This window comes from Stenotrophomonas sp. MYb57, assembly GCF_002966815.1.
GTDB classification, from domain to species: domain Bacteria; phylum Pseudomonadota; class Gammaproteobacteria; order Xanthomonadales; family Xanthomonadaceae; genus Stenotrophomonas; species Stenotrophomonas indicatrix.
Window position 1 is genome coordinate 2,473,251 of record NZ_CP023271.1, and the last position, 15,432, is coordinate 2,488,682.

The following is a 15,432-nucleotide window of genomic DNA, read 5'->3' on the forward strand; positions in this document are numbered from 1 at the left end:
TCGCGTTAGAAAAATTCATGCGCTACGATGACAGGGCCCCTGCTTTGGATGGTGCCCGTGAAACCCCGCCCCACTGCCCCACTGAATGCGCTGCGCACGTTCGAAGCGGCTGCCCGCCACCTCAGCTTCAATCAGGCGGCGCGCGAACTGTTCGTCACCCCGGCTGCGGTCAGCCATCAGGTCAAACACCTCGAGGCCTATCTGGGCGTAAGCCTGTTCCAGCGCAATCACCGCGCCGTGGCGCTCACATCAGACGGCGCGGCGCTGGCAACAACGGTCGGCGATCTACTTGGGCAGCTGGACCTGGCGTTGGAGCGCGCCAGGACGCGCGCACCACACGAGCTGCGGGTGACAACCATGGAGTCGTTCGCCGCGAAATGGCTGGCCCCAAGGCTGCATCGCTTTCACCATGCGCACCCCGATGTCCGGGTGCGCATCGACACCGGCAATGAACACGCCGACTTTCTGCGCGGAGGATTCGATGTCGGCATCCGCTACGGTGCAGGCAACTACACCGGCGTGCGTGCTGAGCTGCTGTTGAAGGCGCCGGTATTCCCTGTGTGCTCGCCCGCGCTGCTGGCCGGCACTGCTGGCCGGCTGCAGCGGTCTGATGATCTGCACCACTGCACGTTGTTGCACGATGAAAGTGCCACGGACCGCCCCGGCGTGCCGGCGTGGTCACACTGGCTGGAGGCCGCCGGCGCCATCAACGTCAACGCAAGCGCTGGGCCGGTCTTCCCCAGCATCTATCTTGCGCAGGAAGCGGCGGTGGCCGGCCATGGCGTGGCGCTCGGCGTGGCGCCGCTGGTGGAAGACGATCTCCGCCAAGGCAGGCTGGTGAAACCCTTCAGCCTGGAGCTGGAGAACCGTTACGCATTCTGGTTGATCCGTCGGGAGATGGCTCAGGACCGCCCCGATGTGCAGGCGTTCTGCCAATGGCTGGGTGAGGAGTGCAGTGATCGACCATGACAGGCCCATGCGTGTCATGACGGTTCATCGGCAACAGGTGAGCGGGTCGTGTGCGCATCGCCTGCACGCATCCGGTAGTGCTCCACCCACTCCATGGTCGGTGCGATACCGCCGAAGGGAAACAGATGCGGGCTGACCTGCCCATGGGCTTCGGTCAAGCCCTCTACCAAGCGATCCACGAACACGTCTGGCCCGGCTCTTCCCAGCAGGCGGCCGATGGAGATGCCGTAGCGGGACAGCATCGAGGTGCTTGCAGCGACGCCGCACATGGCCGCATAGCGTACAAGCCGCGCGATGCTGGCCGGCCCGGGAACGCCCACCAGCACCGGATGGGTGATGCCACGGGCGCGCAGTTCATTCAACCAGGCCAGAACGATATCGGCGTCGAATGCGAACTGGGTGATGACCAGCGGTGCCATGCCTCGCTCTTCGATACGCTGGCACTTGTTTTCAAGCACGCGCCACCTCTCGGCGCTGGTCATCACCGGATGGCCTTGCGGATGCCCGCCCACCCCCACGACCTTGATGCCGGCGCGCTCGAGAATGCCGCTCTCGATGATCGATGTGCTGTCGGCGAACGGCCCGGCAGGCGTGGCAAGATCGCCTGCGATCACGAAACAGCGCTCAATGCCGGCGTCGATGACGGCACGCTCGATGAAGTGCTCAAGCGCCGCCCGCGAGCCGATGCGGCGTGCGGAAAGGTGCGGCATCGGCTCGAACCCCAGTTCGCGCACCCTGCGTGCCGCCGCCAGTCGCGCAGCATCGTCCTCGCTCGGCAGGTAGGGAATGGAGATCGTCGTCCCCCGTGCAATGCGGGCGGCTTCGGCGCGCAGCGCAGGCATGGCCTTGGCACTGACTTCCAATGAAAAGGCGTTGACGAAGGTCTGCGCCGGTGGCTCCATGCGGCCAACGCCTGCTGACATCAGCCGGCTCCACGCAGGTTGCCGGCGCTTGTGGAGCTGTTCCGTGCCAGTTCGACAAACGCCTGCAGGTAATCGATACCGGTATCGGCCTCACGCGCGCCCAGGTAGATCTGCTTGGGAATGCCTTTCGCACCCAGACGCACCGGTACCACGTCCATGCGGGCTGCATATTCCTCCACCAGCCAACGTGGCATGGCGGCCACGCCGCGACCGCTGGCCACCATCTGCATCATGATGTCGGTGGTTTCGATGGCCTTGTGGCGCCGGGGCGTGACACCGGCAGGCAGCAGGAACTGGTTGTAGATATCCAGCCGCTCGAACGGCACCGGATAGCTGATGAGTACTTCCTGGCTGAGCTGGCGGGGCTTGACGTGCTCGACCGACGCCAGCGCGTGGCCCTTGGCCACCACCAGCACCTGCTCGTAATCGAAGACGGGGACGAACTTCAGGCCCGGCTTCAACAGCGGGTCGGGCGTGACCAGCAGGTCGATTTCATAGCCGAACAGGGCGCCGATGCCGCCGAACTGGAACTTCTGCTTGACGTCCACATCGACGTCGGGCCAGCTGGCCAGATAGGGCGAGACGATCTTCAGCAGCCACTGGTAGCAGGGGTGGCATTCCATGCCGATGCGCAGCGCGCCACGCTCGCCCTGCGCGAACTGGCCCAGACGTTCCTCGGCCAGGTCCAGCTGCGGCAGCACCCGGTTGGCCACCGCCAGCAGGTACTGGCCCGCCTGGGTCAGGCGCAGGCTGCGGCCTTCGCGCAGCCAGACGTTGGTACCCAACTGCTGCTCCAGCTTCTTCATGCTGTGGCTCAGGGCCGATTGGGTCAGGTTCAGCACACCGGCGGCGGCAGTCAGCGAGCCTTGCTGTTCGACCTGCTGCACGATGCTGAGATGGATCCGCTCCAACATGACGATGAATCTCACTCATGGATTGGTGAAGTAATACCATTTTACGTCATGGGAAGGGCTGGCTAGCATCGGCTCATGCCTTCGGATCCCTGCCAGCGCGGCTACCCAGCCGGCACGCAGGACTGCGCCCCTGCAGGTCACCCCGAAGCAGCCCCTCCCCTGCTGAAGCGAAGAGATGACCCGCCCCCTCCGTATCGTCGCCGTTTCCGGCGGGCTGCAGCGCCCCTCAAGGGCCGCGACCCTGGCCGAGCACCTGCTGGACCTGATCGGCGAAGGCGTCCCCTGCGATCAGCACCTGATTGAACTGGGTGAACTGGCGCCACAACTGGCCGGTGCGCTCCGGCGCTCGCAGTTGCCCGAAACCGTGGAGCGGCAGTTGGCCGCTGTCGAGCGTGCCGATGTGCTGGTGGTGGTTACGCCGGTCTACCGCGGTTCGTACACCGGCCTGTTCAAGCACTTCTTCGATTTCATCGACCAGGACGCGCTGGTCGATACCCCGATCCTGCTGGCCGCCACTGGCGGCAGCGAACGCCACGCGCTGGTGATCGACCACCAGCTGCGACCGCTTTTCAGCTTCTTCCAGGCGCGAACCCTGCCCTTGGGTGTCTACGCAACCGACAAGGATTTCGCAGACGGCTGCGTGCAGAACGAGGCCCTGATGCAGCGGGCGCGGCTGGCGGTGCAGCGAGCGATGCCCCTGCTTGCCCTCTCCCATCGTGCAGCACCTGCCGTTACCGAGGCCGCTGCAGTCCTCTGAATGCCGAATGCCAGCGACCTGCATTCGGATGTCACCCCCGCAACCCGGAACGCCGCCCATGACGACCGAGAACTTCACCTTCAGCATCACCCGTATTCCTTTCAACGAGGACTACCAGCCCGCTGACGGCACGCGAATCACCACCAACTTCGCCAACCTGGCCCGCGGCGAATCCCGCCAGGAAAACCTGCGCAACACGCTCGGCATGATCAACAACCGCTTCAACGATCTGGCGCACTGGGACAACCCCAGCGCGGATCGCTACGCGGTCGAGCTGGACATCATCTCGGTGGAGATGCACATCGATGGCAGCGACGGCAGCGATACGTTCCCGTTGATCGAGGTACTGCGGCCGACCATCGTCGACACGCGTACCGGCGTGCGCACGGAAGGCATCGTCGGCAACAATTTCTCCTCCTACGTCCGCGACTACGATTTCAGCGTCGTGCTGCCCGCCAGCAACGAAGGCAAGGCCACCTTCGGCATTCCCGAAGACTTCGGCGATCTTCATGGCAAGCTGTTCAAGCACTTCCTGGCGTCCGACGCCTACCGTGCGCACTTCAGCAAGCCGCCGGTGATCTGCATCAGCGTGTCCAGCAGCAAGACCTACCATCGCACCGAGAACCACCATCCCATCCTGGGCGTCGAGTATCGGCAAGGCGAGTTCTCCCCCACCGACCAGTACTTTGACAAGATGGGGCTGCAGGTGCGCTACTTCATGCCGCCAGGCAGCGTCGCGCCACTGGCGTTCTACTTCCAGGGTGACCTGCTGGGCGACTACTCGAACCTGGAACTGATCGGCACCATCAGCACGATGGAGGCCTTCCAGAAGATCTACCGCCCCGAGATCTACAACGCCAATTCCGTAGCGGGCAAGGTCTACCAGCCCAGCCTGAAGCACCAGGACTATTCGTCCACCCGCATCGTCTACGACCGCGAAGAGCGCAGCCAGCTGGCCGTCAAGCAAGGCCGGTTCACCGAAGAACACTTCATCAAGCCGTACCGCGCCGTACTTGAGCAGTGGGCCGCCCGCTGATCCACCGCTTTTCCATTCGCCCCTCAGGACACAAGACGCAATGTCGACGAAGAAACTGCTCCCCACCTCCACCGCAGGCAGCCTGCCCAAGCCCTCCTGGCTGGCCGAGCCCGAAAAGCTCTGGTCGCCCTGGAAGCTGCAGGATGACGGCCTGATTGAAGGCAAGCAGGATGCCCTGCGCCTGTCCCTGCAGGAACAGCAGCACGCCGGCATTGACATCGTCAGTGACGGCGAACAGACACGGCAGCATTTCGTCACCACCTTCATCGAACACCTCAGTGGCGTCGATTTCCAGAAGCGTGAAACCGTCCGCATCCGCGACCGCTACGACGCCAGTGTGCCCACCGTGGTGAGCGCTGTCAGCCGCCCGAAGCCGGTGTTTGTGGAAGATGCGAAGTTCCTGCGCAGGCACACCACGCAGCCGATCAAGTGGGCGCTGCCGGGCCCGATGACCATGATCGACACGCTCTACGATGCGCACTACAAGAGCCGCGAAAAGCTGGCCTGGGAGTTCGCCGGGATCCTCAACCAGGAAGCCAGGGAACTGGAGGCGGCCGGCGTCGACATCATCCAGTTCGACGAACCGGCCTTCAATGTGTTCTTCGACGAAGTGAACGATTGGGGTGTCGCTGCACTGGAGCGCGCGGTCGAAGGGCTCAAATGCGAAACCGCGGTGCATATCTGCTATGGCTACGGCATCAAGGCCAACACCGACTGGAAGCAGACGCTGGGTTCGGAATGGCGCCAGTATGAAGAATCGTTCCCGAAGCTGCAGACGTCCAGCATCGACATCATCTCGCTGGAATGCCACAACTCGCACGTGCCGATTGACCTGATCGAGCTGGTGCGCGGCAAGAAGGTAATGGTTGGTGCCATCGATGTGGCGTCCAGCACGGTCGAAACGCCGGAAGAAGTGGCCAACACGCTGCGCAAGGCCCTGCAGTTCGTGGATGCTGACAAGCTCTACCCCAGCACCAACTGCGGCATGGCGCCGCTGTCGCGTGACGTAGCACGAGGCAAGCTGCGCGCGCTCAGCGCAGGTGCACAGATCATCCGCGACGAGCTTCTGGCCCGCGGCTGAGCACGAGTGCGCATGCGGGCGCACACGCTTGGATGGATGAGGCAAAGGCCGCGCGCCAGTGCGGGAGCCCACCGCTCCCACACTGGCGCCGCCTCCCCTGCTCCTGTGCCCCCACACTCAGCGCTGCTGATCCTTCAGGAACAGCCAGGTAATCAACGTGGCATCGGGCCCCTTGGGATCGGTGAACGGCAAACCGGACTGGCTGCCGCTCCAGGCATGCCCCATCCCCTGCACCACGTAATGCTGCACCAGCGTCCTGCCGCCATAGGTGTAAGAGTCAACCGTGTAGGCACGCCCACCCTGCACCTGGCCGTGGAAGGTGCTGGTCGGCACGTACTTCACCGAGTCGTTGTCCACGCCATCGTCAGCCAGGTCGTTGGTCTGCAGGAACTGGCGCACGGCCTGCTGCCCGTTGATCGGGTTCACCGTGGCGTCGGCGGTGCCATGGAAGACCAGCACCGGGATCGGCCGCGGCGACGGCGAGCCCGAGCACTGCCAGGCCAGGCGCCCGTTGCTGTCCGGTGAGTAGATGCTGCCGGCCAACAGCGCATAGGCGCTGCCGGAGATCGTGGTCGCGCCCTTGTACATGCCGCCGGAATGGATCGCGCCCGCCGCGAACACATCCGAATAGCAGGCCAACATGATCGAAGTCATCGCCCCGCCGGCGGAAATGCCGGTGACGTACACCCGGTGCGGATCGATGCTGTAGCCCGCTTTCACCTTGTCCACGATGCCGGCCAGGATGGAGGCTTCGCCACTGTCGCGCGCCTGGTTGATCGGCAGCTGCCAGTTCCAGCAGCGTGCGGGGTTGGAGGTTACGTTCTGCCGCGGGTAGACCACGATGAAGCCTTCGGTGTCGGCCACCTCGTTGAAGCCGGAGGCCTCGCCCATCAGGTTCGGCCCGGTCACGCAGCCGTGCAGCACCAGCAACAGGGGCAGTGGCTGCGTTTCGTCGTAGCCGGCCGGTACCCACACCTGGTACTCGCGGGCACCGAACAGGTTGCCGTACAGGCCAACATCCCAATGCCCGGGTGGGTCTGCCGCAGAGGCGGCGCCCGTGGTGGCCAGCCAGGCGCACAGCAGCATCAGCATCAGCGCCTTGATTGAATCGATTCCAGATTTCATGACCAGATCCTCATGCGTGAGTCGTGGATGAAGTGGTACCGGAAATCCTCGTGGACCGACCTTCCAGAGGGTGCTGCGACGCCGCTGTCAAACCCAGCCGGTGGCGTAGTAGATGCCGATCACCACGAACACCGCGAGGGTCTTGATGATGGTCACTGCGAAAATGTCCTTGTAGGCCTGCCGATGGGTCAGCCCGGTGACCATCAGCAGGGTGATGACCGCACCGTTGTGCGGCAGGCTGTCCATGCCGCCCGATGCCATCGCGGCGACACGATGCAGCACCTCCATCGGGATGCCGGCAGCCTGCGCGTTGGCGATGAAGGTCTCCGACATCGCCGCCAGGGCGATGCTCATGCCGCCCGATGCAGAGCCGGTGACGCCGGCAAGACCGGTTACGGTGACCGCTTCATGCAGCAGGGGGTCCTTGATCGCCCCCAGCGCGTTGGCCACCACCATGAAGCCGGGCAACGCGGCGATGACCGCGCCGAAGCCATATTCCGAGGCGGTGTTCATGGCTGCCAGCACGGCACCACCGATCGCCGCCTTGGTGCCTTCGGCAAACTGGGTGACCACCGGGCGCCAGGCCAGCGCCAGCACCGACAGGATGCCAACCAGCAGCGCCCCCAGCACGGCCCAGATTGCGGTGATCTTCGCCACGCCCTGCACCACCGGCGCGGCGCTGCCCATGATCGACGGCACGAAGCTGTGCTCTGCACCGTACCAGTGCGGTATGCCCAGGGTGAACAGCTTGTTGGACACAAACACCAGCAGCAGCGGCAGCACGGCAACGCCCGCGTGGGCCAGATGCGTGCCTGCGAACGGTGCCGGCTCGTTCACCAGGGTGGCCGGGTCTCCGTAGCCCTCGCCACTGCGCACCGCCGCGCGACGGCGCCACTCCAGGTAGGCCATGCCCACCGCAAGCACGAACACACTGCCCAGCGTACCCAGCACCGGAGCCGCCCAGGTATCGGTGCCGAAGAACGTGGTCGGGATGATGTTCTGGATCTGCGGCGTGCCCGGCAATGCGTCCATGGTGAAGCTGAAGCCGCCCACCCCCAGCGTGGCCGGAATCAGGCGCTTGGGGATGTTGCTCTGGCGGAACATCTCGGCCGCGAACGGATAGACCGCGAACACCACCACGAACAATGACACGCCGCCGTAGGTGAGCAGGCCCGACACCAGCACGATCGACAGCATCGCCCGCTGCGGTCCGAACAAGCGGATCGCCGCACCCACGATCGAGCGGGAGAAGCCGGACAGTTCGATCAGCTTGCCGAACACCGCGCCCAGCAGGAACACCGGAAAGTAGAGCTTGAGGAAGCCAACCATCTTGTCCATGAACAAGCCGGTGAACATCGGTGCCACCAGCGAGGGATCGGTGAGCAGCACTGCGCCAAGCGCGGCGATGGGCGCGAACAGGATCACGCTGTAACCGCGGTAGGCCACCAGGATGAGGAAGGCCAGCGCTGCAAGTACGATCAGTAACGACATACGGCGCTTCCGGGTGGGGACGCGCCCAGTATCCGGATCTGGCGACCGCTGCCGACTGGACCTAGGTCCACTCGCCGGTGCGCAACCGCGCCGCTAGCCTAGCGTCCATGGGTGGCAATGGGCCATTCGCCGCGTACATGCCTTGGGGGAGGACCGAATGAAACGGAATTGCTTGAGCCTGATGATCGGCACACTGCTGGCCACCGGGCCGGTTCTGGCGCAGGACGCACCGCAGGGCGCGCCGGCAGCCGGCCGCACCGCTTCGGCCACCAACCTGGACAGCATCACGGTGACCGCACGCAAGCGCGAGGAGACCCTGCAGGAGGTGCCGGTTGCCGTCACCGCCTTTACGTCCGAAGCCCTGGACAAGATGAACGTCCAGGACATCAGCGACCTTGATGGACAGGTCCCCAACCTGACCATCTACGCGGCGCGCGGCGCCAGCAGCACGGTCACCGCCTACATCCGCGGCATCGGCCAGTCCGACCCTACCTGGGGCGCTGACCCGGGCGTGGGCATCTACCTGGACGACGTCTACATCGCCCGTCCGCAGGGCGCGTTGCTGGACGTGTTCGATGTCTCGCGCATCGAGGTGCTGCGCGGTCCGCAGGGCACGCTGTACGGCAAGAACACCATTGGCGGTGCCATCAAGTACATCTCGCGCGGCCTGCCCACCCAGACCGAAGGCTTCGCCCAGATCACCGTGGGCAACTACAGCCAGTTGGACGCCAAGGCGGCGATCGGCGGCCCGATCGGCGGGGCCGACAGCGGCCTGCGCGCGCGCGTGGCGGTGGCCAGCATGAATCGTGACGGCTTCGGCGAGAACACCTTCACCAACCAGCCGGTCAGTGACAAGCAGATCAATGCTGCACGCTTCAACCTGGGTGCGTATGCGGGCGACGACTTCGACGTGCAGTTCGCATTGGACTGGATCGATGACCAGTCCGGCATGCGTGGCTCGAAGATGCTGGCACCCAACCCGTTCGTGCGCGCCTACCCGCCGATGGATGACCGCTACGACATCCGCTCGGGCATGCGCAACCTCAACAGCGTGGAGACCAAGGGCGCCTCGGCCACGGTGAACTGGCGGCCCAGCGAAGACGTTGCATTGAAGTACGTGGTGGCCAAGCGCGAGTCGGACAGCGACGCGAACATCGACTTCGACAGCACGCCGGTCAAGCTGGCCGATGTAGGTGGCACTTACCATGACGACCAGGTCAGCAACGAGGTGCAGCTGAACTACGATGCCGGCGGCCGCGTGCGCGGCGTGGTGGGCCTGTACCAGTTCAGTGGCGAGGCCGGTGGACAGATCCGCAACAACTTCTTCAACCTGCAGTTCGGCGACACCCGTGGCAAGGTGCTCACCGACAGCATCGCGCTGTATGCCGATTGGACGTTCGACCTGACCAGCAAGCTGAAGCTGGACGTCGGCGCCCGCTACACCGACGAGGACAAGCGCGCGATCGTGCTCAACCGCTTCTACTCCGATGCGACGTTCACCCGTCCGATCGCGGTCGCCGCCGATTTCGACAAGAAGACCAATTTCAAGAACGTCTCGCCCAAGGTGTCGCTGGATTACCAGATCACCCCGGACATCATGGTCTACGGCCTGGCTACGCGTGGCTTCAAGTCCGGCGGCTACAACATCCGCGCCAATGCCGTTGCCGTGCCACGCTCGGCCGAGCCGTTCGATGACGAGACGGTCGACAGCTTCGAGATCGGCAGCAAGATGGCCTTCCTCGACCAGCGCCTGTTCCTGAACCTGTCGGCGTTCCACAACAAGTACAAGGACATCCAGCTGTCGGTGTTCACCGGCATCGATACCAACGGCGACGGTATCGACGATGCCTTCTTCGGCGATTTCACCAATGCTGGCGCCGGCACCATCAACGGCCTGGAAATCGAGTACCAGTACCTGCCCAGCCAGCACTGGCTGATCTCCGGCAACCTGGCCTGGCTGGATGCCAAGTATGACGAGTACTTGGACCGCGGCGTCAACGTGGCCAAGCAGATGAAGTTCACCAACGCACCGGACTTCTCGGGCGCGTTGAACGTGGAGTACCACACCGACCTGGCCAATGGCAGCAACCTGTCCGCACGGGTGAGCTACAGCTACCAGAGTGAAGTGTGGCCGACCACCGATCTGAGCCCGGTGATCCGCCAGGACGGCTACGGGCTGGTCAATGCCGGCGTGACCTGGAAGCTTGACGACGCCTGGACCTTCTCGCTGCAGGGCACCAACCTGGCCGACAAGGAGTACCGCACCACCGGTTACAACATTCCGGCGGTCGGCACGCTGATTGGTTTCTATGGGCCGCCGCGCCAATATAGCCTCAGCGTCCGTTACGATTTCTAGGAAGCTCCTGCATGACACCGTCTTACGATGATCTGTACTGGAAAAGTGACGATGGCCTGCGCCTGCATGCGCGTGACCATGCACCTGCAGGCGCGGAGCCGGCGCGCGGCACCGTGGTCTGCATCCCCGGCCTGAGCCGCAATGGCGCCGACTTCGATGCCCTTGCGCAATCGTTGACCGCCGTCGGCTGGCGGGTGATCGCAGTTGACCTGCGTGGACGCGCAGGTTCGGAACGCGCATCGGACCCGTCCAGCTACAACCCGCGCACCTATGCCGACGACATGGTGGCGCTGCTGCGGTCACAGAACATCGACAAGGCGGTATTCGTCGGCACCTCGCTGGGGGTGCTGGTCACCATCACCCTGGCCTCGCGTGCGCCCGGGCTGATCGCCGCAGCAGTTCTGAACGATGCCGGCCCCAAGGTGCCGCGCGAAGCACTGGCGCGGATCGGCAAGTACGCCGGCAAGCCCGTGCCACCGATGGACCTGGCACAGGCCACGACCTATGTGGAATCCATCGGCAAGGCCGCGTTTCCGCGCTTCACCGTCGACGACTGGCGGGCGATGGCCGTACGCACGTTCCGCCAGCGCAGCGATGGCCTGCTGGAACTGGACTACGACCCGGCAGTGATCCGCACCACGCGGCCGTGGCTGCTGTGGCTGCTGCGCCCGGTGCTGTGGCGTGCGGTGCGTGGGCTGACCGCACGCGTGCCGGTGCTGGTGGTCCGCGGAGCGTTGTCGGACATCCTGCCTGCCGATGTCGCGCAGCAGATGGCCGCCACGTCGCCCAACGCCCGCCTCGTTGAAGTACCGGAGGTGGGTCATGCGCCGATGCTGTCCGAGCCCGAGGCGCGTGACGCGATCCTGGCATTGCTGGATCGCGTGCGATAAGTTCCGGCGTGTCGAGGGGTGCGCTGCCTGCCGCCCTGCAGGCCCTGCACCAATGGGCGGCAAGCGAGCGACTGAGCGGCAGCACGCGCATCGCGCAGTCGCGCATCAATGCTTTCGCCGAGGCCACCGGTGACCACAACTGGATCCACACCGATCCCGCCCGCGCACGGACCGGCCTGCCGGGCGGGCAGACCATCGCCCATGGGTTCCTTCTGCTCTCGCTTACCGTAGAGGACGACGTGGTGGCCCTGGCCGGTTTTGCCGGCATCGCCCACGTACTGAACTACGGCTTGAACAAGGTCCGCTTCCTGGCGCCGGTGCCGAGCGGTTCCGAGGTACGGGTGCGCTCGCAGCTGATGTCCTTGGAAGCGCGCAGGTCCGGGCAGTGGCTGCTGACCCAGCACAAGACCGTGGAAGTGGTTCCCGCCGGCGAGACAGCCGTGGTCGCCGAACAGTTGTCGCTGATCGTGCTCGCCGACTAGCGCCGCACCGTCCTCCCGCGCGGGGCGGGCCGGCTGCCCGCCGGCCGCGGTTCTCTCTACACTGGAGCGATGTTGACGCCCTCCATCGTCCTGTTCGCCTGCATCGCGTGGACCGTGCTGCTGTTCGGCGTCGCCCTGTGGGGGGAACGCCAGGGGCATCGGCTGTCGAAGGTATGGCCAGCCATCTACGCGCTGTCACTGGGCGTGCACTGCACGGCGTGGACCTACTACGGGGCTGCCTCGCAGGGCGTGCAATGGGGCTTCCCGATTCCGCCGACACTGATCGGCATGGCCCTCATTTTTGCCTTCGGCCTGCCGTTCTTGGTGCGGCTGGGGCGGCTGGCCAAGCAGCACAACAGCGCCACCATCGCCGACCTGGTGGTCGCGCGACTGCGTGCCGACCAAGGGCTGGGCATCACCATCACCCTGGTCGCGCTGTTCGGCATCATTCCCTACATCGCGCTGCAGCTCAAAGCGGTCAGCCAGGGCCTTGCCGCCCTGCTCGGTGATCAGTTCGCACCCGTTGGCTGGCAGCTGGACGTGTCGTTCTGGTTCGCGCTGACGATGGCGGCGTTCACCACCCTGTTCGGCGCACGCAAGGCGTCGGCGACCGAACACAACCGCGGCATCGTGGTCGCGCTTGGCCTGGAATCGCTGTTGAAGCTGACGGCACTGCTGGCCATTGGCCTGTATGCCGCGCTATCGGTGCACAAGGCCGGCACGCCGCTGCTTGAGAAGATGGCGCACCTGCCGCCGCCGGCGGTGGTGCCGGATTACCTGACCATGGTGGCGCTCGGTGCCATGGCCGCGTTTACCCTGCCCCATCAGTTCCATGTGGGCGTGGTCGAGCTGCGCCAGTCGTCGGACCTGAAGACGGCGCGCTGGCTGTTCCCGGTCTACCTGCTGTTGATCGGCCTGCCGTCGGTGCCGATGGCACTGGCCGGTGCCGCGCAGCTGCCGCCCTCGATGACGCCGGATCTGTACGTGCTGGCCCTGCCGCAGGAGCGCGGCCATCACCTGCTGGCACTGCTGGCATACCTGGGCAGTCTGAGTGCCGCCACCGGCATGATGATCCTGTCCGGGCTGACCCTGTCGATCATGCTCGGCAACCACGGTGTGGGCTCGCGCCTGCTGAGCGGCGTCAATGGCTTCAACACCGGCGCGGATCTACGACCGCGGGTGCTGGCCTTCCGGCGCGCCGGCATCCTCGCCGTGTTCCTGATGTCGTGGCTGTACAGCCGTGCGATGAGCGGCACCGAGGCGCTCAGCGATTTCGGCCTGATGTCGTTCACCGCGCTCTCGCAGCTGGCACCGGCGGTGCTGCTGGCGGTGTACCGTCCGCGCACGCCCTCCCCGGCCATCATCGCCGGCATCGTACTGGGCTCGCTGGTCTGGTTGTGGCTGGTGCTGCTGCCCATGGTGCTTCCTGCCCCGCTGGCGTCGGCCGGTCCCGACGGACTGCACTGGCTGGCGATGTTCTCGCTGCGCATGCAGCCGGGCCATATCGCCATCAGCATGGGCGCCAGCCTGGCCGTCAACCTGGTAACCGTGGTGCTGGCGTCGCGCGCGGTGCGTCCACCGATGCCTCGGCAGCGCGACGCGGTGGCCGCTGCATCGTTGCGCAAGACGGCTGGTCGCTTCCTCGGCCAGGAACGGGCACGCCAGCTGATGGACGGGCACGCCGGGCAGATGCTGGACGACGACCGGGTGACTGCCATCGAGCGCGAACTGACCGCCGTGGTCGGTGCAGGCATGGCGCGGCTGCTGGTGGAGGCGGCACGCGATGGTGGCGCAGCGCCGCTGGACGCTGTTACCCGCGCGGTCGGTGAAGCCACCCAGGTGCTGCGCTTCAACCAGCGCCTGCTGGAGGCCGCCCTGGAAAACATGAGCCAGGGCATCAGCGTGGTCGATGCGCAGCTGCAGCTGGTGGCCTGGAACAGCCGCTACGCCGCGCTGTTCAAGTTCCCGCCGGAGCTGCTGCAGGTGGGGCAACCGGTGTCGAACCTGACGGCGTGGGCACTGGGACAGCTGAAGATCGGCGACACCCCTGGTGACTCGCGCGACAAGGCGTTGCAGCGGCGGGTGGTGCACATGCGGCGCGGCACGCCGCACCTTTCCGAGCGGATTTTCCCGGACAACACCATCGTTGAGATCCGAGGCAACCCGATGCCCGGTGGTGGCTACGTGGCCACCTTCACCGATGTCACCGCGTTCCGGCGGGCAGAGGACGCGCTTAAGCGCAGTAACGAAACCCTGGAGCGCCGCGTGCAGGACCGCACCGCCCGGCTGGAACAGGCCGTGCATGAAGCCGAGCGCGCCAACGTGGCCAAGACCCGCTTCCTGACTGCGGTCGGCCATGACCTGATCCAGCCCCTGCATGCGGCGCAGCTGTTGACCGACGCCATGTCGCAGCACATCGAATCGGAATTCCTGGACAGTTTCCTGCGCCAGATTCGCGGCGCGCTGGATTCCACCGACGATCTGCTGTCGGGCCTGCTGGATATTTCGCGACTGGAAGCCGGTGGCCTGGTGGCCGATCCGCGCCCGTTCGCATTGTCGACCGTGCTGGAGCCGCTTGCGCAGGAGTTCGCGGTGCTGGCCGCGGCGCGCGGCCTGCAGTTCCGCCATGTCCGCACCCGCGTGTGGGTGCACAGCGACCCGTTGCTGCTGCGCCGCGTACTGCAGAACTTCCTGGCCAACGCCATCCGCTACACCCGCCGTGGCGGCGTACTGCTGGGCGTTCGCCGGCATGGCCAGGCACTGTCGATCGGCGTGCATGACAGCGGCCCCGGCATCGCGCCGGAGCAACAAGCCGTGGTGTTCGAGGAATTCCACCGTGGCGACCGCAGCAATGGCCAGGGCCTCGGTCTTGGCCTGACCATCGCGCACCGCATTGCCGACCTGCTGCATGCACCGTTGGAACTGCAAAGCGAACTGGATCGCGGCTCGGCCTTCTCCATCACCGTGGCGCGTGCAGCGCCGCCTGAGGCCCCACGCACTGAGCCCGCCGCTGGCAACAGCAGCATCAAGGGCATCCGCGTGCTGGTGGTCGACAACGATGCGGAGGCGCTGGAGGCAATGCGGCTGATGCTGCTTGCCTGGGGCTGCGATGTCATCGCGGCGCGTGATGTCGCTGCGCTGGGCGCGTCCGCACATGAGGCGGCACTGTGGCTGTTCGACTACCACCTTGATGAGGGCGATACCGGCGTCGCACTGTGGAAGCGCCTCGTCGCCGTGCATGGCGCGCGGCCGACGGTGATCCTCAGCGCCGATACCGGCAATGACACGCGCGAGGCGGTGCGCAGTGTGGGCCTGTCACTGCTGAACAAACCGTTCAAGCCGCTGGCGCTGCGCTGGGCGATCAACCATCTGCTGGCAACGGCCAGCACGGAAAGGACCTGACGAAGG

The 15,432-nt window shown here is 65.4% G+C and carries 12 protein-coding genes; 8 read left to right on the plus strand and 4 right to left on the minus strand.

Annotated elements, in window-relative coordinates; translation table 11 throughout:
* Positions 1-57: 57 nt before the first annotated feature.
* Complete coding sequence (gene gcvA / locus CLM74_RS11340; RefSeq protein WP_199776049.1) at positions 58-969, plus strand: transcriptional regulator GcvA; 912 nt, start codon at positions 58-60, stop codon at positions 967-969.
* 14 nt (positions 970-983) lie between these two features.
* Here the strand turns inward: gcvA and CLM74_RS11345 are convergent, their stop codons facing one another.
* Together CLM74_RS11345 and CLM74_RS11350 are read right to left on the minus strand one after the other, a co-directional pair.
* On the minus strand, positions 984-1,892 hold the full coding sequence (locus CLM74_RS11345; RefSeq protein ID WP_105164095.1) for a methylenetetrahydrofolate reductase: 909 nt from the start codon (positions 1,890-1,892) through the stop codon (positions 984-986).
* Positions 1,892-2,806 (minus strand): LysR family transcriptional regulator, encoded by a 915-nt coding sequence (locus tag CLM74_RS11350; RefSeq protein WP_025874528.1) that lies wholly within the window; start codon positions 2,804-2,806, stop codon positions 1,892-1,894. The genes CLM74_RS11345 and CLM74_RS11350 overlap by 1 nt, the downstream gene beginning before the upstream one ends.
* 175 nt (positions 2,807-2,981) lie before the next feature.
* Here CLM74_RS11350 and msuE point away from each other — a divergent pair, with 175 nt between their 5' ends.
* From msuE to CLM74_RS11365, 3 genes are read left to right on the plus strand one after another with little or no spacing between them, the layout of a single operon-like run.
* Positions 2,982-3,563 (plus strand): FMN reductase, encoded by a 582-nt coding sequence (gene msuE, locus CLM74_RS11355; RefSeq protein ID WP_025874527.1) that lies wholly within the window; start codon positions 2,982-2,984, stop codon positions 3,561-3,563.
* Between the two features lie 58 nt (positions 3,564-3,621).
* A complete protein-coding gene (locus tag CLM74_RS11360; RefSeq protein WP_080148744.1) occupies positions 3,622-4,599 on the plus strand; it encodes a DUF1852 domain-containing protein in 978 nt (325 codons plus the stop codon).
* A 40-nt stretch (positions 4,600-4,639) separates the two neighbouring features.
* Positions 4,640-5,680 (plus strand): methionine synthase, encoded by a 1,041-nt coding sequence (locus CLM74_RS11365; protein WP_059064271.1) that lies wholly within the window; start codon positions 4,640-4,642, stop codon positions 5,678-5,680.
* A 117-nt stretch (positions 5,681-5,797) separates the two neighbouring features.
* Here the strand turns inward: CLM74_RS11365 and CLM74_RS11370 are convergent, their stop codons facing one another.
* On the minus strand, positions 5,798-6,805 hold the full coding sequence (locus CLM74_RS11370; protein WP_105164096.1) for a PHB depolymerase family esterase: 1,008 nt from the start codon (positions 6,803-6,805) through the stop codon (positions 5,798-5,800).
* Positions 6,806-6,892: 87 nt separating this feature from the next.
* Positions 6,893-8,296 carry a GntP family permease gene (locus CLM74_RS11375; protein WP_105164097.1) on the minus strand — a complete coding sequence of 468 codons (1,404 nt, stop codon included), beginning with the start codon at positions 8,294-8,296 and terminating at the stop codon, positions 6,893-6,895.
* 181 nt (positions 8,297-8,477) lie between these two features.
* Here CLM74_RS11375 and CLM74_RS11380 point away from each other — a divergent pair, with 181 nt between their 5' ends.
* The 4 genes from CLM74_RS11380 to CLM74_RS11395 all read left to right on the plus strand — a co-directional run bounded on the left by CLM74_RS11380 (position 8,478) and on the right by CLM74_RS11395 (position 15,426).
* Complete coding sequence (locus CLM74_RS11380) at positions 8,478-10,652, plus strand: TonB-dependent receptor (protein WP_105165001.1); 2,175 nt, start codon at positions 8,478-8,480, stop codon at positions 10,650-10,652.
* 11 nt (positions 10,653-10,663) lie between these two features.
* Positions 10,664-11,542, plus strand: a complete 879-nt coding sequence (locus CLM74_RS11385) for an alpha/beta hydrolase (RefSeq protein WP_105164098.1) — start codon at positions 10,664-10,666, stop codon at positions 11,540-11,542.
* 8 nt (positions 11,543-11,550) lie between these two features.
* On the plus strand, positions 11,551-12,024 hold the full coding sequence (locus tag CLM74_RS11390; protein WP_105164099.1) for a MaoC family dehydratase: 474 nt from the start codon (positions 11,551-11,553) through the stop codon (positions 12,022-12,024).
* Between the two features lie 69 nt (positions 12,025-12,093).
* Entirely contained in the window at positions 12,094-15,426 is a 3,333-nt protein-coding gene (locus CLM74_RS11395; protein WP_105164100.1) for a PAS-domain containing protein, read from the plus strand.
* The last annotated feature ends 6 nt before the right edge of the window (positions 15,427-15,432 follow it).

Excerpts from the sequence above, each read along its gene's own strand:
- CLM74_RS11375 (WP_105164097.1), bottom strand. The coding sequence starts at position 8,296 with ATGTCGTTACTGATCGTACTTGCAGCGCTGGCCTTCCTCATCCTGGTG.
- CLM74_RS11345 (WP_105164095.1), bottom strand. The coding sequence starts at position 1,892 with ATGTCAGCAGGCGTTGGCCGCATGGAGCCACCGGCGCAGACCTTCGTC.
- CLM74_RS11365 (WP_059064271.1), top strand. The coding sequence starts at position 4,640 with ATGTCGACGAAGAAACTGCTCCCCACCTCCACCGCAGGCAGCCTGCCC.
- CLM74_RS11370 (WP_105164096.1), bottom strand. The coding sequence starts at position 6,805 with ATGAAATCTGGAATCGATTCAATCAAGGCGCTGATGCTGATGCTGCTG.
- CLM74_RS11380 (WP_105165001.1), top strand. The coding sequence starts at position 8,478 with ATGATCGGCACACTGCTGGCCACCGGGCCGGTTCTGGCGCAGGACGCA.
- msuE (WP_025874527.1), top strand. The coding sequence starts at position 2,982 with ATGACCCGCCCCCTCCGTATCGTCGCCGTTTCCGGCGGGCTGCAGCGC.
- CLM74_RS11350 (WP_025874528.1), bottom strand. The coding sequence starts at position 2,806 with ATGTTGGAGCGGATCCATCTCAGCATCGTGCAGCAGGTCGAACAGCAA.
- CLM74_RS11395 (WP_105164100.1), top strand. The coding sequence starts at position 12,094 with ATGTTGACGCCCTCCATCGTCCTGTTCGCCTGCATCGCGTGGACCGTG.
- CLM74_RS11385 (WP_105164098.1), top strand. The coding sequence starts at position 10,664 with ATGACACCGTCTTACGATGATCTGTACTGGAAAAGTGACGATGGCCTG.
- CLM74_RS11360 (WP_080148744.1), top strand. The coding sequence starts at position 3,622 with ATGACGACCGAGAACTTCACCTTCAGCATCACCCGTATTCCTTTCAAC.